At 71.8% G+C, this 16,872-nt stretch carries 13 protein-coding genes and 1 tRNA gene; 2 read left to right on the top strand and 12 right to left on the bottom strand.

Features of this window, described 5'->3' with window-relative positions; genetic code table 11:
- Nucleotides 1-19: 19 nt before the first annotated feature.
- On the top strand, nucleotides 20-1,882 hold the full coding sequence (iolD, locus tag ACLJQE_RS26700; RefSeq protein ID WP_410642095.1) for a 3D-(3,5/4)-trihydroxycyclohexane-1,2-dione acylhydrolase (decyclizing): 1,863 nt from the start codon (nucleotides 20-22) through the stop codon (nucleotides 1,880-1,882).
- Here iolD and ACLJQE_RS26695 read toward each other — a convergent pair.
- From ACLJQE_RS26695 to ACLJQE_RS26685, 3 genes are read right to left on the bottom strand one after another with little or no spacing between them, the layout of a single operon-like run.
- Nucleotides 1,867-2,817: a TolB family protein gene (locus ACLJQE_RS26695; protein WP_410642094.1), complete on the bottom strand. Its 951-nt coding sequence runs from the start codon at nucleotides 2,815-2,817 to the stop codon at nucleotides 1,867-1,869. The genes iolD and ACLJQE_RS26695 overlap by 16 nt on opposite strands.
- Complete coding sequence (locus ACLJQE_RS26690; RefSeq protein ID WP_410642093.1) at nucleotides 2,814-4,046, bottom strand: MFS transporter; 1,233 nt, start codon at nucleotides 4,044-4,046, stop codon at nucleotides 2,814-2,816. The genes ACLJQE_RS26695 and ACLJQE_RS26690 overlap by 4 nt, the downstream gene beginning before the upstream one ends.
- Nucleotides 4,047-4,057: 11 nt before the next feature.
- On the bottom strand, nucleotides 4,058-5,614 hold the full coding sequence (locus ACLJQE_RS26685; protein WP_410642134.1) for a discoidin domain-containing protein: 1,557 nt from the start codon (nucleotides 5,612-5,614) through the stop codon (nucleotides 4,058-4,060).
- A 323-nt stretch (nucleotides 5,615-5,937) separates the two neighbouring features.
- On the opposite strand from ACLJQE_RS26685, the gene ACLJQE_RS26680 reads away from it, so the two are divergent.
- On the top strand, nucleotides 5,938-6,363 hold the full coding sequence (locus tag ACLJQE_RS26680; protein WP_410642092.1) for an RNA polymerase sigma factor: 426 nt from the start codon (nucleotides 5,938-5,940) through the stop codon (nucleotides 6,361-6,363).
- A 157-nt stretch (nucleotides 6,364-6,520) separates the two neighbouring features.
- Here ACLJQE_RS26680 and ACLJQE_RS26675 read toward each other — a convergent pair whose 3' ends face one another.
- From ACLJQE_RS26675 to ACLJQE_RS26635, 9 genes are all read right to left on the bottom strand, one after another.
- Nucleotides 6,521-7,588, bottom strand: a complete 1,068-nt coding sequence (locus ACLJQE_RS26675) for an NAD(P)-binding domain-containing protein (protein WP_410642091.1) — start codon at nucleotides 7,586-7,588, stop codon at nucleotides 6,521-6,523.
- A 295-nt stretch (nucleotides 7,589-7,883) separates the two neighbouring features.
- Nucleotides 7,884-9,107 (bottom strand): diguanylate cyclase, encoded by a 1,224-nt coding sequence (locus ACLJQE_RS26670; RefSeq protein WP_410642133.1) that lies wholly within the window; start codon nucleotides 9,105-9,107, stop codon nucleotides 7,884-7,886.
- A gap of 301 nt (nucleotides 9,108-9,408) precedes the next feature.
- Entirely contained in the window at nucleotides 9,409-10,392 is a 984-nt protein-coding gene (locus ACLJQE_RS26665) for an SRPBCC domain-containing protein (RefSeq protein ID WP_410642090.1), read from the bottom strand.
- A gap of 99 nt (nucleotides 10,393-10,491) precedes the next feature.
- Nucleotides 10,492-11,346: an FAD binding domain-containing protein gene (locus tag ACLJQE_RS26660; protein WP_410642089.1), complete on the bottom strand. Its 855-nt coding sequence runs from the start codon at nucleotides 11,344-11,346 to the stop codon at nucleotides 10,492-10,494.
- Nucleotides 11,343-13,784, bottom strand: a complete 2,442-nt coding sequence (locus ACLJQE_RS26655; protein ID WP_410642088.1) for a xanthine dehydrogenase family protein molybdopterin-binding subunit — start codon at nucleotides 13,782-13,784, stop codon at nucleotides 11,343-11,345. The genes ACLJQE_RS26660 and ACLJQE_RS26655 overlap by 4 nt, the downstream gene beginning before the upstream one ends.
- Nucleotides 13,784-14,308: a (2Fe-2S)-binding protein gene (locus ACLJQE_RS26650; RefSeq protein ID WP_410642087.1), complete on the bottom strand. Its 525-nt coding sequence runs from the start codon at nucleotides 14,306-14,308 to the stop codon at nucleotides 13,784-13,786. The genes ACLJQE_RS26655 and ACLJQE_RS26650 overlap by 1 nt, the downstream gene beginning before the upstream one ends.
- Nucleotides 14,309-14,510: 202 nt before the next feature.
- Nucleotides 14,511-15,623 (bottom strand): XdhC family protein, encoded by a 1,113-nt coding sequence (locus ACLJQE_RS26645; protein WP_410642086.1) that lies wholly within the window; start codon nucleotides 15,621-15,623, stop codon nucleotides 14,511-14,513.
- Complete coding sequence (locus tag ACLJQE_RS26640) at nucleotides 15,616-16,728, bottom strand: vWA domain-containing protein (RefSeq protein WP_410642085.1); 1,113 nt, start codon at nucleotides 16,726-16,728, stop codon at nucleotides 15,616-15,618. The genes ACLJQE_RS26645 and ACLJQE_RS26640 overlap by 8 nt, the downstream gene beginning before the upstream one ends.
- A gap of 20 nt (nucleotides 16,729-16,748) precedes the next feature.
- Nucleotides 16,749-16,825, bottom strand: a tRNA-Arg gene (locus ACLJQE_RS26635).
- Nucleotides 16,826-16,872 lie beyond the last annotated feature (47 nt).

Raw genomic sequence — 16,872 nt, 5'->3', positions numbered from 1 at the left:
GGCAGAGCCCTCGGCCGGGGTGCGGGGGCTTGGCCCCCGCAAAACGCAGCAGCTGACGACGGCTCAGGCGCTGGTCCGCTGGATCCTCGCCCAGCGTTCGGAAACCTTGGACGGTGCGGAAGTCCCGCTGTTCCCCGGGGTGTTCGCGATCTTCGGCCACGGCAACGTCCTCGGCCTCGGCACCGCGCTGGAGGAACACCGCGGGGACATCCCGGTCTGGCGCGGGCACACCGAGCAGGGCATGGCGCTGGCCGCGGTCGGGTACGCGAAGGCCACGCACCGGCGGCAGGTCGGCGTCGTGACGTCGTCGATCGGGCCGGGCGCGCTGAACATGGTGACCGCGGCCGGTGTGGCGCACGCGAACCGGCTGCCGGTGCTGCTGCTGCCGGGCGACACGTTCACCAACCGGGCGCCGGACCCGGTGCTGCAGCAGATCGAGCCGTTCGGCGACGCGACCGCGACGGTGAACGACGCCTTCCGCGCGGTCTCGCGCTACTTCGACCGGATCAGCAGGCCCGAGCAGCTGATCTCGACGTTGCCGCAGGTCGCCCGGGTGCTCACGGACCCGGCCGACGCCGGGCCGGTGACCCTGGCGCTGCCGCAGGACGTCCAGGCCGAGACGTTCGACTTCCCGGACGCGCTGTTCGAGCCGGTGACGCACCGGCCGCCGCGCCCGCGCCCGGACCGGCGTTCGGTCACCGAGGCGGCCGGCGTCCTGCGGGCGTCGAAGCGGCCCCTGATGGTGCTCGGCGGGGGTGTCCGGTACTCGGGCGCCGGACAGCGCGCGCTGGAGTTCGCCGAACGGCACGGGATCCCGCTCGTGGAGACGACGGCGGGCCGGACGCTGGTGCCGCACGGGCATCCGCTGCACGCGGGGCCGCTGGGCATCACCGGCTCGACGTCGGCGAACGTCGTCGCGGCGGCCGCCGACGTCGTGCTCGCGGTGGGGACCCGGCTGCAGGACTTCACGACGGCGTCCTGGACGGTCTTCTCCCCCGACGTCCGGCTGGTCTCGCTCAACGCGGCCCGGTTCGACGCGGTGAAGCACGGGGCGCTGTCGGTCGTCGGGGACGCCGACGCGGGCCTGGTGGACCTCGCCACCCAGCTGGAGAGCTGGCGGGTCGACCCGGCGTGGACGTCGCGAGCCGCGGCCGAACGGGGCTCGTGGGACACGCACATCGACTCGCTGCGCTCTTCTCCGGGCGAGTTGCCGTCGTACGCGCAGGTCGTCGGGGTGGTCAACGACCTCTCGGCGGCCGGCGACTACGTCATGACGGCGTCGGGCGGGCTGCCGGGCGAGCTGATCGGCGGCTGGCGCGGGTCCGGTTCGGTCTCGATGGACGTCGAATACGGGTTTTCCTGCATGGGCTACGAGCTGTCCGGTGCGTGGGGTGCGGCGATCGCCCACCCGGGCCTGGTGACGACGCTGCTGGGCGACGGCTCGTACCTGATGCTGAACTCCGAGCTGTTCTCGGCGGCCTTCGCCGGTCACCCGTTCGTCGCCGTTGTCTGCGACAACGACGGGTACGCGGTGATCGCGCGGCTGCAGGAGGGCCAGGGCGGGAAGCCGTTCAACAACTTCTACGCCGACTGCACGACTTCGCACGCTTCTCCGCCACGGGTCGACTTCGCGCGCCATGCGGAATCACTGGGCTGCGTGGTGTTCACCGCGTCCACTGTGGACTCGCTTCGTGCGGCGTACGTGTCGGCTCGCAAAGCGGCCGTCTCGGAGCAGCGTCCGGCCGTCGTCGTGGTGAAGACGCAGCCGTCGACGTGGACCGAAGCCGGGGCCTGGTGGGAGGTCGGCGTGCCGGAGCACCTGGCCGGGCGGGACGGCTACGAGCGCGGGAAGGGCGGCCAGGTGCGTTACCTCGGGTCCTGAGTGACAGCCGGCGACGCTGCCCCGCCGACCAGCCGCCGCGGCACGCCGGAGCCGTCCGCCGGGACCGCCCAGACGGCGTTGTCCAGCCCGTACAGGATCGTCCGGTCGTCCTGCCAGAGCGCCTGGTCGTCGACGCTGCGCGGCTCGGCGAGCTCGGTCTCCCGCATGCTCGCGAGGTCGAGGACGGCCAGCCGCCAGCCGTCGCCGGCCTTCTTCTTGAAGGCGACCCGCTTGCCGTCCGGGGACAGCGACGGGCATTCGACGTTCTCGCGGAGGGTCTTGCCCCGGTAGCGCGCGTAGTCGGCTTCGACGAGGTACGTCTTGCCCTTGCTGCCGAGCGTGGCGTAGAACCGGTTGCCGTCGGGGGCGAAGGTGATGCCCCAGTAGTTGACGTCGTGCGCGAAGTAGCGGCTGCCGTCCTTGAAGACCGGCAGCTCCTCGATCGTCTTGACCAGCCGCCCGGTCTCGACCTCGTAGAGCCCGGCGCGGGTCGAGAAGCCGGTCTGGGCGTAGGAGTCACCCGTGACGAACAGCGTCCAGTAGACGCGCTTGCCGTCCGGCGAGACCCGCGCGCGGCTCGGGGTGCCGGGCAGGGTTTCGGTGTGGCGGACGGCGAGGTGGTCGTCGAGGACGCGGACGTCCGTGACCGCGGGGAGCGTGCCCGGCCGCACGGCCAGGCACACCGCCGTCTGCTTCGCCACCGCGAACCGGTCGCACTTCAGGTCGCTGAGCTGCGGTTTCGCCTGTGTGCCGGCCAGCGGGACGGCGCCGATGCGCCCAGTGGCGGTGTCGCGGAACAGCAGCTGCCCGGGTGCCAGGGTCACCGCGGCGGCGGGTCCGGCGTCCGCGGTGCCGTGGCGGGCGTTGACCGTGTACGTGACGGCAGCGGCGGCCAGGAGCGCCGTGCCGGTGAGGGCGAGGACGAGTTTCTTCACGGGCGCACCGGTTTCGCGAAGGCGGCGGCGAGGACGACGGCGGCCAGGCAGGCCGCGGCGACGAGCACCGCGGGCCGCAGGTCCCACAGCGTCCACGCCAGTCCGAACAGGACGGAGGAGAGCATCCGGGCCACGGCCTGGCCCGTTTGCACCACGGCCAGCCCGGTGGCGCGCAGGCCGGCCGGGACGAGCGGGCCGGCCGCGGCCATCAGGACGCCGTCGGTGGCCGCGTAGAACACGCCGTGCAGGCCGAGCGCGACCACCGCGAGCCACAGCCCCGCCTGCGGGCCGCAGAGCAGCACCAGGGCCAGGCCCAGCGCCGCGTGCCCGCCGAGGAACACCGGCCAGCGGCCGACGCGGTCGGCGAGCTTGCCGAGCGGCACGGCCAGCAGCAGGTAGACCCCGGCCGTGCCCAGTGGCAGCAGCGGGAAGTACGTCGCCGCGATCTCCCAGCGGCGCTGCAGGACGAGGTAGACGAACGAGTCGCCGACCGTCACCAGGCCCAGCAGGGCGGCCCAGAGCGTCACGCGCCGGAAGTCCCGCTGCTTCAGGAGACCGAGGGCGGCTCTGGCGGACACCGCCGCGCGGTCGGCGCCGCCGGGCCGGTCGCGGACGAACAGGGCGAGCAGCAGGACGGCGACGGCCGCGATGCAGAAGCTGGTGAAGAACACGCTGGAGTAGCTGCCGAGGCTCAGCGCGAGGACCGCCATCGCCACCAGCGGGCCGAGGAAGGCGCCGACGGTGTCCATCGCCCGGTGCACCCCGAACGACCGGCCGAGCGTCGCCGGCTCGCTGCTGAGCGAGATCAGCGCGTCACGCGGGCCGGTGCGCAGCCCCTTGCCGGTGCGGTCGGCGGCGAGGACCAGGCCGATGGCCGCGACCGACGATCCGGCCGCGACCAGGCCGAGCTTGCACACCGCGGACAAGCCGTACCCGAACCCGGCCACGGCCTTGAGCCGCCGCCACCGGTCGGCGAGGTGCCCGCCGAGCACCCGCACGACCGCGGTGGCACCCGCGTAGAGCCCGTCGAGGAGCCCGAACTGCAGCGGGTTCAGGCCGAGGCCGAGCACCAGGTAGAGCGGGAGGACGGCGGTGACCATCTCCGACGAGACGTCGGTGACCAGGCTGACCGTCCCGAGTGCCACCACGTTGGCGGACACCCGCTTCAGCGCCGGTTTGCGTTCGGTCCCCGACGCCAGGTCCGAGGTCCGGCCGGTCGCGATGTACATGCCCGGGCCTCCTAGTGGCAGGGGTAGGTCGGGCTGCTGTCGAGGACCTTGCCGTCGACCCCGATCAGCTGGGTCTGGAACGACGTGTCCGTCATGGACAGCTTCAGGACGCCGTGGGTCTTGAGCAGCTTGGCGGTGGTCGGGTGCGCCGGGCTCAGGTCGTACAGGCCGGCACCTCCGCTGCCGCCGACGATTTCGACCGGCCCGCTCGGGTCGGCCTTGCCGTCGGCGTTCTGCGGCACGAACCGCTCGTAGTCGTGGTCGTGCCCGTTGAGAACCAGGTCGACCTTGCTGGCCACCATCAGGTTCCACAGCTCGATGCTGTCCGGGTTGTCGCCGTGGTCACCGGAGCTCCACCGCGGGTGGTGGTAGTACGCGGCGACGCAGCCCTTCGTGTTGCCGGCGAGGTCCTGCTTCAGCCACGCCAGCTGCTCGCTCGGGCCGAATTCGTGGGTGGCGAAGTCGTTGGAGTCCAGGGCGATGAAGTGCCAGTTGCCCAGTTCCCAGCTGTAGTAGCGCTTGCCCTGCGGCTTCGCGATGGCGCCGAAGTAGTCGTCGTACCCCTTGTACGGCGTGTCGTCGTAGGTTTCGTGGTTGCCGGGGATCGGCTTGGTCTTGCTCTTGAACTTGCCCCACGTCGTGTCGTAGTAGGACTTGAAGTCCGAGAGGTGGGCGTCGTCGTACTGGTTGTCGCCCATGGTGATGACCGCCGCCGGGTTCATGGCTTCGACCAGCTTCGCGGTCTTCACGTGGACACAGCTCGAGCTGCTCGCGGTGCAGCGCTCGGCGATGTCGCCGGCCGCGGCGAGGACGAATCCCGCGCTCCCGGCCGCGGTCTTGACCGTGATCGGGGGGCTCGCGGGCGAGGCGTTCCCCGCGGCGTCGCGCGCGCGGACGGCGTAGGTGTAGCTCGTGGCCGGGGTGAGCGCGGTGTCGGTGTAGGACGTCGTCGCGCTGGTGGCGACGGGCGTGCCGTTGCGAAGGATGTCGTACCCGGTGACGCCGACGTTGTCGGTTGCGGCGGCCCAGGTCAGCGCGACGCTCGTGGCGGTCGTCGTGCCTGCGGTGAGGCCGGCCGGAGTGCTCGGGGCCTGCGTGTCGCCGGAGGTGTCCGTGGAGCCGAAGACCTGCATTTCCCAGAAGGAGTAGCCGTAGCTCGTCCCGCGGGTGAGACCGACGAAGCGGACGAAACGGCCGCGGGCGGTCAGGCCGCCGAGGTCGTCGATCTTGCCGTCGCCGGTGTCGACGGTGGCGGCGGTGGTGAACGACGTCCCGTCGTCGGAGACCTCGACCCGGTACTTCTTCGCGTAGGCGGCTTCCCAGTTCAGGACGACGCGGTGGATGCTCGCGGACTGGCCGAGGTCGATCCGCAGCCACTGCGGGTCGGCGCCTTCGGCGCTGGCCCAGCGCGTGGTGGTGCTGCCGTCGACGGCCTTGGCGCCGGTGTACGACGAGCTTTCGACGGTCGAGGTGGCGACGGGTTTTCCCTGCGACAGCAGGACATCGGCGGCCTCGGCGCCGGCGGCCGCGGCGATCGCGGACGGCAACAGCACCACGGCGGCGATCACCGGGGTGAGTCGGGCAAGAGGACGTAGTCGGGTGGACGGCACGTCGCGCTCCTTACGGGCCTGGCGGTGGCGGGTGGGCTGCGGCGTCGGGTTAAGCGTTAGGAAAGTTTCCTAACTAATCGGACTGTAACGAGGGGATGATCCGGCTGACAAGACTTGTCTCGTCCTTGAATCGGTCAAGAGGGTGACTTTCTCACCGTTTCCGCTGCTCATGACCTGCGCCGGTGAGCGGGCCCCTGTTCCGTGCCCCGGGACCGGTTATCCGGCCCGGCGGCGGCCGTCTCCTGTGCGAGGGCAAGATGACGACCGAGGAGCGCAGGACCGTGAGCGACGCACAACCCGGTACCGCGACCGTGGTGGCGGCACAGGCCGGCCACCAGGCCGCCCTGGACGAACTGGTGGCGGGGTACCTCCCGCTGGTCTACAACATCGTCGGCCGCGCGCTGGCCGGGCACGCCGACGTCGACGACGTCGTCCAGGAGACGATGCTGCGGGTGGTCAACGGGCTCGCCGGGCTGCGCGACCCCGGCAGCTTCCGGTCGTGGCTGGTGGCCATCGCCGTGCGCCAGGTCCGCGAGCACGGCCGCCGGGCCGCCCGGGCACCCCTCGGCGAACCGGCACCCGACCTCGCGGACCCCGGCGCCGACTTCGTCGACCTGACCCTGCTGCGGCTGGAGCTGTCGGGCCAGCGCCGCGAAGTCGCCGAAGCCACGCGGACCGTGGTGCGCGTGCCAGACCGCGACGCCTGAAGGTCTTTCGAAGACCTCGCGCCCAGATCCCTTGCTGCGCAAGGAAAAGCGCCGCCGAAGAAGATCACCCGATCCAGCGATGGTGTTCGCACAGATGTTCGGTAGCGTGGTTTGCATGGCTCCCACCACCCACGCCCGCACCGTCCGGCGAAGACCGTCACCCCTCCGAGCGCAGCAGTTTCCGGATTTCCGCCACCGCGGCCCGGCCGGCCCGGTTGGCCCCGACCGTGCTCGCCGACGGCCCGTACCCGACCAGGTGCAGCCGCGGTTCGAGCACCACCCGCGTGCCGTCCAGGCGGATGCCGCCGCCGGGTTCGCGGACGTGCAGCGGCGCGAGGTGGTCGATCGCCGCCCGGAATCCGGTGGCCCAGAGGATCACGTCGGCGTCGAACCGCGAGCCGTCCGCCCAGACCACGCCGTCGGGCGTGATCCGCTCGAACATCGGCCGCCGGTCGAGGATCCCGGCGGCGCGGGCGGCCCGCACTTCGGGCGTCACGGCCAGATCGGTCACGCTGACCACACTTTCGGGCGGCAGTCCGGCCCGGACCCGCTCGTCGACCTTGGCGACGGCGTGGCGTCCCCAGTCCTCGCTGAAGGGCTCGTCACGCCACACGGGCGGCCGGCGCGTGACCCAGGCCGTCGCGCGGGCGAGCGGGGCGAACTCCATGAGCAGCTGGACGGCGGAAGCCCCACCACCGACCACGACCACCCGCCGTCCGCGGAAGTCTCCGGGACCGGTGTAGTCGGCGGTGTGCAATTGGCGCCCGGCAAAGGTTTCCTGGCCGGGATAGCGCGGCCAGAAGGGCCGGTCCCAGGTCCCGGTGGCACTGATGACGGCCCGCGCGGCCCAGGACTCGGCCGGGCTCGAAACGACCAGCCGCTCCCCCACCCGCGTCACGGACTGGACGTCGACGGGCCGGAGCACGGGAAGGTCGTAGACGCTTTCGAAGCGCGCAAAGTATTCGGAGACGACTTCGGAGGCGGGACGCGTCACGTCCGGAGTGCCGAAGGCCATGCCGGGAAGGTCATGGATCCCGTGCACCTTCCCCAGCACCAGCGACGGCCACCGGTACTGCCAGGCACCCCCGGCCCGCTTCCCGTGATCGAGCACGACAAACCCGTTCCGGTTTTCGAACCCGGCCCGCCGCAGGTGGTAGGCAGCAGACAACCCGGCCTGCCCGGCCCCGACGACCACAACATCCGTCTCGTGATCCGCGCCGCTCATGAAAAGTCCAACAACCCCGGCAGCACCATATTTCGCGCCCTACATCACAACGGCCACCGCCACCGGCCACCGGCCACCGGCCACCGGCCACCGGCCGAGATCCACCAGCCCCGCTCGCCCCGCGCCAGGCGGTCGCCCCACGTCCGGCCGATCCCCGCCTCTGGAGCGGCGGCCCGTTCCGGCTGCCACCAAGCCATTCCGCACCGCAAGACACGCGCCAGCCAGTTCCGCCACCCGCGAGCCGACTCCTCCAGCGGCGACCCAAGCCGCCCCACGTCACAACCCGGCTCCGGCCTTACACCGCGACCCGGTTGCGGCCGGCCTCCTTGGCCCGGTACAGCGCTGCATCGGCCGTGCGGAGAACATCGTCGAGGGTTGGTCCCGCCTCCGGATGGCGGGCGACCCCGATCGACACCGAAAGGCCACTCACCCGGACCGTTCCCGCGCCTGTCGAAATCACCACGTTCAGCTCGCCCACCGCCACCCGCACCCGCTCGGCGATCGCCAGCACGTCCGCGTGGCCGATGCCCGGCAGCAGCACCACGAACTCCTCGCCGCCGAAGCGGCCCACCGTGTCGCCCTGACGCACCGAACCGGAGATCGCCACCGCGACCGCCGCCAGCACGTCGTCGCCGGTCAGGTGGCCGTACGTGTCGTTGATCCGCTTGAAGTGGTCGAGGTCGATCATCAGCACCGCGAAACCCCCGACGGTACCGCGGCGCTGGGCGCGGGTGTGCTCGCGCATCGCGGACTCATGCCAGCCCGCGGTGTTGAGCAGCCCCGTCTTCTCGTCCGTCACCGCCGCGACCTGCAACTGCTGCTTCAACAGCAGGTAGCGGTGCAGCAGCAACAACGGCGCCACCACGAACACCACCAGCACCGGCTGCTCGACCAGCGCGAGGGCGGCGAGCCCGCCGAGGCAGAGGGTCGCCAGCTCGAACGCGTTGTCCTCCCACGTGCCGATCAGGTCGGCCGCCGAACGCTGGCTGGTGTACAGGTAGATGCCGGCCGCCACGAGACCGACGTTCACCAGCTCGAACACCGCGGCCGCCAAGCACAACGCGAACAACCCGCGCGGCGTCTGCAACGGCGTCCCGTGCAACCCCAGCACCGCGAGAACGGAGGAAGCCGCGAAACACGAGAGCATCGCCCAAGCCGTGCTCGCGACGAACCGGTGCGCAGGCCGCGTGCGGACGTGTCGCCACACTCGCAGCCACAAATGCGTGTAGAGCACCACGGCCAGCAGCGCCACCCACGCCGGCGGGAGCAGGACGACACCGGCGAGGTACCAGACGGACGTGACGTTGATGTGCGTCTGCCCGCTCATCCACCGGCGCAACCGCTCGATGCGGCGCGACATCTCGGCCTGGGCCACCCCGAGGGCGACCAGCACGGCAAACCACCCCGGACGCACCGGGCCGCCGAAGCCGGTCGCCAGCGCGGTCCCGGTCGTGGCGACGGCCAGCAGTTCGCAGCCGAGGGCGTAGGCGATCCAGCGGGCCTTCGCGCCACCCCACATCGCCCATCGCGCCGGCCAGCCCGGCCAGGCGGAAAGGGCTTCCCGGCGCACGGCGGCCTGCGCTCTCAAGAGCCGAGGCCACAGACGTGACGAACCGGCATCGTGACGTTCCCCTTGCGCGAAGTTCGGCCGACCAGGTAGCCCAGCGTAGCCGTTCCAGCGAGCCGCGTCGCCAATCCGGGGGATTTATGGGTCACGTCGGTGCCCGAAGACCCGCACAAAGTAGATCGACGCAGGTCAACGGCTCACGGACGGATCACCTTCGGGGGCACGGCGGACCGGGCCGTCGACGCGGGCCGGCTCACTTGCGCAGTGCTCGGACGATCGCCACCAGACCGGCCACCGCGGCCAGTGCGGCCAGCACCGGGACCGCCCGCTTGAGGACCGGCTGTCCCGCGTAGTCGAGCAGGTCGATCGCCTCGGTCTCCGGGGGTGCCGGGACGCTGTGCAACGCCGGCCGATCCGCCGGCTTGGCCTTCGGCTCCGTGTTGATCTCCGGGGTGGCCGGCGCCGCCTTGACCGCAGGCTGCGCCTCGGCCACCGGCTCGGCCGTGGCCGTGGGCTCGGTCACGGGCGCGCCCTGATCCGGCACCGGCTTCAAGACAGGCTCGGCCACCGGCGGGGCAGCAGCCGCCGCCGCAGGGACCGCCGCTGCAGTTCCCTTCTCCGGACCGCTTCCGGCCGAGGCCGCCGCTCCGGCCTCCTTCGCCGGCGCACTCCCCGTGGGGGCCGCCGCCGCGGGCTCCTTCACGGCACCACGTCCGGCCGAGGCAGCCGCCGTGGCCTCCTTCTCCGGTGCGCTCCCCGCGGGGGCCGCCGCCGGAGCAGCTGCCGCCTTCTCGGCCGGGGCCAGCTTGCCCGACAGGCAACCCGCGAACGTGTCGAGGATCTTGCCGCCCACTTCGCTGATCAACCCGCGGCCGAACTGGGCCGGCTTGCCCGTGATCGACAGGTCGGTGGCCACCGCTCCGTGGGTTCCGCCGTCCGTCTCCGTCAACGTCAGCGTCACCGTCGCCGCCGCTGTTCCGGAGCCGCGGGAATCCTTGCCCGAGGCCTTGATCGTCACCTTGTGCGCGGCGTCGTCCTTCTCGAGGAACTCGCCATTTCCCTTGTACAACAGGGAAATCGGCCCCAGCTTGACCTTCACCGTTCCGCTGAACCTGTCGCCTTCGACCTTGGTCAGCGTCGCGCCCGGCATGCACGGGGCGACGCGCTCGGGGTCGACGACCGCCTGCCAGACCTCGCCGATCGGAGCCGGGACGGTGAATTCGTGGTCGAGCCGCACGGGCCGACCTCCTTTCTGCCGAACCTGGGGTGTCCGCACCCCACCCTAGCCGCCCGGGGGCCGTGGCCCGGCGAACGGACCGCGGCCCCGGGGCGTGCGTCAGGCGCCGGCCGCCGCCGCGATCGCGCGGCCCGTCAGCACCTCCGCGAGGTGACGGCGGTATTCGACGTCGGCGTTGCTGTCCACCGGCGGATTCGTGCCCTCCGCCGCGTGCGAGGCCGCCGCGGCGATCGCGTCCGCCGAAGCCTGGACGCCGACCAGTGCCGCCTCGACGCCCGAAGCGCGGACCGGGGTCGAGCCCATGTTCGTCAGCGCGACCCGCGCTTCCTCGATGACCCCCGCCTCGGTGCGGACGGTGACCGCGACCGCGACCATCGACCACGCCTGGGCGACGCGGTTGAACTTCTCGTAGTGCGCCCGCCACCCCGTGTGCTTGGGCGCACGGATCTCGACCAGCAGCTCGTCCGGCGCCAGCGCGGTCGTGAACAGGTCGCGGAAGAACTCCGCGGCCGGCACCGTCCGCCGCCCCGACGGCCCGGCGACCACCAGCGACGCGTCCAGTGCGAGCACCGGCGCCGGCAGGTCGCCGGCCGGGTCGGCGTGCGCGATCGCGCCGCCGAGCGTGCCGCGGTGGCGGATCTGCGGGTCGGCCACCGTGTCCGTCGCCGCTTTGAGCAACGCCGCGTGCGCGGCCACCAAGGCGTCCCGCTGGACGTCGTAGTGCGTGGTCATCGCGCCGATCACCAGCTCGTCGCCCTCCTCGCGGACGCCGCGCAGTTCGGCGACGCGCCCGAGGTCGACCAGCGTGGTGGGCGCGGCGAGCCGCATCCGCAGCACCGGCAGCAGGCTCTGCCCGCCGGCCAGCACCTTGGCGTCCTCGCCCGCCGAAGCCAGCGCCTGCACCGCTTCGTCCACTGTGGACGGGCGAACGTAGTCGAAGGGAGCCGGGATCACTGCGCACCTCCGGTGGCGTCGATGGAGCCGAGCCCGCCGCCCGCTTCGTCGCGGCCGGGGCCGCCCGCGTCGGTGGTGCCGTGCTGGATGGCGTGCCACACCCGCATCGGGGTCAGCGGCATCTCGATGTCGTCGACGCCGAACTGCCGCACGGCGTCGATCACGGCGTTGACCACCGCCGGGGTGGACGCGATGGTGCCCGCCTCGCCGACGCCCTTGGCGCCGAGCGGGTTCGTCGTCGACGGCGTTTCCGTGCGGTCGGTGGTGAACGACGGCAGGTCGGCCGCCGACGGCAGCAGGTAGTCGGCGAACGTGCCGGTCGTCAGCGTGCCGCTTTCGTCGTGTTCGGTGCCCTCGAACAACGCCTGCGCGATGCCCTGCGCGAGCCCGCCGTGCACCTGGCCCTCGACGATCAGCGGGTTCACCGCGACGCCGACGTCGTCGACGCAGACGTACGAGCGCAGCTTGATCCGGCCCGTCTCGGTGTCCACTTCGGCGGCGCACAGGTGCGTGCCGTGCGGGAACGAGAAGTTCTCCGGGTCGAACGTCGCGTCCGAGTCGAGTGACGGCTCGACCCCGTCGGGCAGGTTGTGCGCCGCGAACACCGCGAGCGCGACGTCGCCCATCGTGGTGGACGTGCCGGTGCCCTTCACGGTGAACTTGCCGCCGGCGAACTCCAGGTCGTCCTCGGCGCACTCGAGCAGGTGGGCCGCGATCGGCTTGGCCTTCGCGATCACCTTCTCCGCGGCCTTGATGACGGCGATCCCGCCGACCACCAGCGACCGCGAGCCGTAGGTGTCCATGCCCTTGTGCGAGGACTGCGTGTCGCCGTGCAGGATCTCGACGTCCTCGAACGCGACCCCCAGCTGGTCGGCGACGATCTGGCTCCACGCCGTCTCGTGGCCCTGGCCGTGCGCGGACGCGCCCGTCGTGACCTCGACCTTGCCGGTGGGCAGCATCCGGATCGACGCGTATTCCCAGCCGCCGGCGCCGTAGTCCAGCGAGCCGAGCACCCGCGACGGCGCGAGCCCGCACATCTCGGTGAACGTCGAGATGCCGATGCCGAGCTGGACCTTGTCGCCGGACGCGCGGCGCTTGTCCTGCTCGGCGCGCAGGCCGTCGTAGTCGAAGAGCTGCTTGGCCTTTTCGGTCGCGGCTTCGTAGTTGCCGGAGTCGTAGGTCAACCCGGCCACGGTCGTGAACGGGAACTCCTCGTGCTTGATCCAGTTCTTTTCGCGCAGCGCCAAGGGATCCATGCCCAGCTCGACGGCGAGCTCGTCCATGATCCGCTCGATCGCGAACGTCGCCTCGGGGCGGCCGGCGCCGCGGTAGGCGTCGGTCAGCGTCGTCGTCGTGTACACGTTGGTGCACGCGAAGTGGTACGCCGGGATCTTGTAGATCGCGTTGAACATGAACGCGCCGAGGATCGGCACGCCCGGCCCGACGAGGCCGTTGTACGCGCCGAGGTTGGCGAGCAGCTCGACCTTGAGGCCGGTGACCCGGCCGTCGCGGGTCGCCGAAATGGTGATGTCCTGGATCTGGTCGCGGCCGTGGTGGGCGGCGAGCATCGTCTCCGACCGCGTCTCGTTCCACTTGACCGGCTTGCCGAGCTTCCGCGCGACCCGCAGCGACATCATCTCTTCCGGCAGGACGCCGATCTTGCCGCCGAAGCCGCCGCCGACGTCCGGGGCGATCACACGCAGCTTGTGCTCGGGGATGCCGAGCGTCAGCGCCGACATCACGCGCAGGATGTGCGGGATCTGGGTGGCCGACCACATGGTGATCTGCGAACCGGTCGGGTCGACGACGCAGGCGCGCGGCTCCATGAAGGCCGGGACGAGCCGCTGCTGGCGGAAGCGGCGCTTGAGGACGACCTCCGACGAACTGATCGCGTCCTCGACGTTGCCGCCGGTGCCCGCTTCGGCGGAGTCGAACTTCCAGACCGCGCTCGTGTTGGTGCCGAGATCCTCGTGGACCAGCGGGGCACCGTCGGCGATCGCGGCTTCCATGTCGAGGATCACCGGCAGCTCGTCGTACTCGACGTCGATCTGCTCGAGTGCGTCGTGCGCTTCGGCGGACGACCGCGCGACGACGACGGCGACGCCTTCACCGGCGAAGTTGACCGTGCTCGCGGCCAGCACCGGGCGGCGCGGCGCCTTCATGTCCGGCGTGATCGGCCACGCGCACGGCATGCCGACCGCGCCTTCCGGGTCGAGGTCCCCGGCGGTGTAGACGGCGATGACCCCGGGCGCGCTCTTCGCCGCCGACGTGTCGATCGAAACGATCTCGGCGTGCGCGAACGGGCTGCGCAGGACGGCCAGGTGCAGCATCCCGGGCAGCGTGATGTTGTCGGTCCACCGGGTGCGGCCGGTGATCAGCCGCTCGTCCTCCTTGCGGCGACGGGACTTCCCGACTTCCGGTTCGATCGTGGCGGTCATCAGTCACCACCCACGCCGACGTGCTTGTTCTCGGCGATCCGTTCGGCTTCGGGCCCGGCGCCGGGCCTCATCTGCTTCGCGGCGTCGCGGACCGCGCGGACGATGTTCTGGTACCCGGTGCAGCGGCAGAGGTTGCCTTCCAGTCCTTCGCGGACGGCCTGCTCGTCCGGGTCGGGGTTGTCGGCCAGCAGGTCGATCGACTGCATGATCATCCCCGGGGTGCAGAACCCGCACTGCAGCGCGTGGTTGTCATGGAACGCCTGCTGCACCGGGTGCAGCTTGCCGTCGCGGGCGAGGCCCTCGACGGTGGTGACCTCGCAGCCGTCGGCCTGCACGGCCAGCACGGAGCAGGACTTCACGCTGTGCCCGTCGAGGTGGACGGTGCAGGCGCCGCAGTTGCTGGTGTCGCAACCAACGACGGTGCCGACCTTGCCGAGCCGCTCTCGCAGGTGGTGCACGAGGAGGGTGCGGGGTTCGACTTCGTCGGTGTACTTCGTGCCGTCGACGTTGACGGTAATGCGCATCAGGCCTCCAAAGCCGGTTCGGGAACGGCCTGCCCGACAGTGATCGGGCTCACAAACCCCGAGCGTGCTACGCGACCTACGCGCCGACAAGACCTGCTGTCACGCGTTCAACTACCGGTTCCGCAGATACGCGCCGGAACGCATCGCAACTCCGTAGATGCGGAATTCCGGAGGGGTGAACTTTATGGACCAGCCGGCGTACTCAGCCGTGAATGCGTCCCGAAAGCTCCGCGAGCCGCTTGCCGCCGCCGCCCCAGCGCAGCGCGATGATCTCCGCCGCGATCGACACGGCCGTCTCCTCCGGCGTGCGCGCGCCCAGGTCGAGACCGATCGGCGACGACAGCCGTTCCAGCTCCGCCTCGGTGATCCCGGCCTCGCGCAGCCGGGCGAAACGGTCGTCGTGGGTCTTGCGGGACCCCATCGCGCCGACGTACCCGACGTCCAGGCGCAGCGCGACCTCCAGCAGCGGCACGTCGAACTTGGGGTCGTGGGTCAGCACCGCGATCGCCGTGCGCTGGTCGACGCGGCCGGCGTCCGCCTCGGCCCGCAGGTAGCGGTGCGGCCAGTCCACGACGACGTCGTGGGCGTCCGGGAACCGGCTGGCGGTGGCGAACACCGGCCGCGCGTCGCACACCGTGACCTGGTAGCCGAGGTAGGCGCCCATGCGGGCCATCGCGGCGGCGAAGTCGATCGCGCCGAAGACCAGCAGCCGGGGCGGCGGCTCGAAGGAGTTGACGAACACCGCCATCCCCTCGCCGCGGCGCTGCCCGTCCGGGCCGTAGTGCAGGGTGCCGGTGCGGCCGCTGGCCAGCAGGCCGCGGGCGTCGTCGGCCACCGCGTCGTCCATCCGCGACGACCCGAGCGAGCCCGCGGTGCGGTCCGGCCAGACGATCATGTGCTCGCCGACCAGGCCTTCGCGTTCGTGCTCGATGATCGTGACGACCGCGACCGGCTCGCCGCCGCGCACCGACGCCACGACGTCGCCGAGCTCCGGCATCGACGCGCGGTCGACGTGCTCGACGTAGATGTCGATGATCCCGCCGCAGGTCAGGCCGACCGCGAACGCGTCGTCGTCGGTGACGCCGTAGCGCTGCAGCACCGGCTTGCGCTCGCGGACGACCTCCTGCGCGAGTTCGTAGACCGCGCCTTCGACGCAGCCGCCGGACACGCTGCCGACTACCGTGCCGTCCGGCGCGACGACCATCGCGGCGCCGGGCGCGCGCGGGGCCGAGGAGAAGGTGGCGACCACGGTGCCGAGCCCGACGGTTTCGCCCGCGGACCAGCGGCGGAACACGTCGTCCAGTACGTCACGCATCGGAAATCTCCCCGAGCAGTCGTTCCAAGGTGGCCAGGGTGTGCCCGGCCAGCAGCCGGTCGATGTGGGGCAGCGCGGCCACGATGCCCGACTGGACCGGAGCGTAGCCCGCACGGCCGGCGTGCGGATTCACCCAGAATACGGCGTGCGCGAGCCGGCGCAGCCGCGCGAGCTGCTCGCCGAGCAGGCCGGTGTCGCCGCGTTCCCAGCCATCGGAGAACACGGTGACCACGGCGCGGCGCGCCACGCCCCGCCGTCCCCAGCGGTCGAGGAACGCCTGGAGCGTCTCCCCGAGCCGGGTTCCGCCGGCGAAGTCGGGCACCGCCGAGCCGGCCGCGAGCATCGCGCGTTCCGGGTCGCGTTGCCGCAGCTGGCGCGAAACCCGGGTCAGCCGCGTGCCGAGGGTGAACACCTCGACGGACGGCGGCGCCGCGCGCGTCAGGACGTGGGCGAACCGCAGCAGGGCGTCGGCGTACGGGCTCATGGAGCCGGAGACGTCGATGAGCAGCACGACCCGCCGTGGCCGGCTGCCGCGCCGGGCGTGCACGAGCTTGAGGGGTTCACCGCCGCTGGCCAGCATGGCGCGCAGCGTCCGCGACGGGTCGAGCCGCCCGCGCCGGGACGGCGTCCGCCGGGCGGCCGGGCGTTTCGGCAGCACGGGTTTCAGGCCGGCCAGCAGCTCGCGGAGGTGTTCGCGCTCGGCCGTGGTCAGCTCGGCGAGGTCGCGATGGCGCAGGACTTCGTGCGCGCTGGCGGCGACTTTCAGCTGGTCGTGGCCTTCACCGCCCTCGGCGTCCCCGCCTTCGGTCTCGCCCAGCGGGGCGATCCGGGCCCGCTGGGGCGCGACCGGCGTCGCGCGGCGCGGAGTGGTGGTCTCGATGGAAAACCACTGGCTGAAGGCTTCTTCGTAGTACGGGAGGTCGTCGGGGCTGGAGCAGAGGGTCAGCCGCCCGGCCCAGTACAGCTGCGTGGGCTCGGCGACGTCGATCTCGGCGACCGCGGTGAGGTACGCCTGCACGCGGTGCGCGTCGCAGGCGACACCGGCTTCGCGCAGCGCGGCGGCGAACCCGGCGTACCCCGCGACCGGATCGGCGACGGTGGTCATACCTCCATTGTGCGCCTTTCTGGCGTCCCGGCGAGGAGTCGAACCTCGGACCTCGGCGTTCGTAGCGCCGCGCTCTGTCCTGCTGAGCTACCGGGACAGGGCGGTCTGCGCACCCACCCCTCCCCGGGCAGGCACGCAGACCGC

Origin of the sequence: Amycolatopsis sp. lyj-346 (assembly GCF_046548975.1) — a bacterium.
Taxonomy (GTDB): Bacteria; Actinomycetota; Actinomycetes; order Mycobacteriales; family Pseudonocardiaceae; genus Amycolatopsis.
This window is presented reverse-complemented; position numbering and strand designations above follow the sequence as displayed.

Excerpts from the sequence above, each read along its gene's own strand:
- ACLJQE_RS26690 (WP_410642093.1), bottom strand. The coding sequence starts at position 4,046 with ATGTACATCGCGACCGGCCGGACCTCGGACCTGGCGTCGGGGACCGAA.
- ACLJQE_RS26675 (WP_410642091.1), bottom strand. The coding sequence starts at position 7,588 with ATGAGCGGCGCGGATCACGAGACGGATGTTGTGGTCGTCGGGGCCGGG.
- ACLJQE_RS26670 (WP_410642133.1), bottom strand. The coding sequence starts at position 9,107 with ATGTGGGGTGGCGCGAAGGCCCGCTGGATCGCCTACGCCCTCGGCTGC.
- ACLJQE_RS26655 (WP_410642088.1), bottom strand. The coding sequence starts at position 13,784 with ATGACCGCCACGATCGAACCGGAAGTCGGGAAGTCCCGTCGCCGCAAG.
- ACLJQE_RS26650 (WP_410642087.1), bottom strand. The coding sequence starts at position 14,308 with ATGCGCATTACCGTCAACGTCGACGGCACGAAGTACACCGACGAAGTC.
- ACLJQE_RS26645 (WP_410642086.1), bottom strand. The coding sequence starts at position 15,623 with ATGCGTGACGTACTGGACGACGTGTTCCGCCGCTGGTCCGCGGGCGAA.
- ACLJQE_RS26640 (WP_410642085.1), bottom strand. The coding sequence starts at position 16,728 with ATGACCACCGTCGCCGATCCGGTCGCGGGGTACGCCGGGTTCGCCGCC.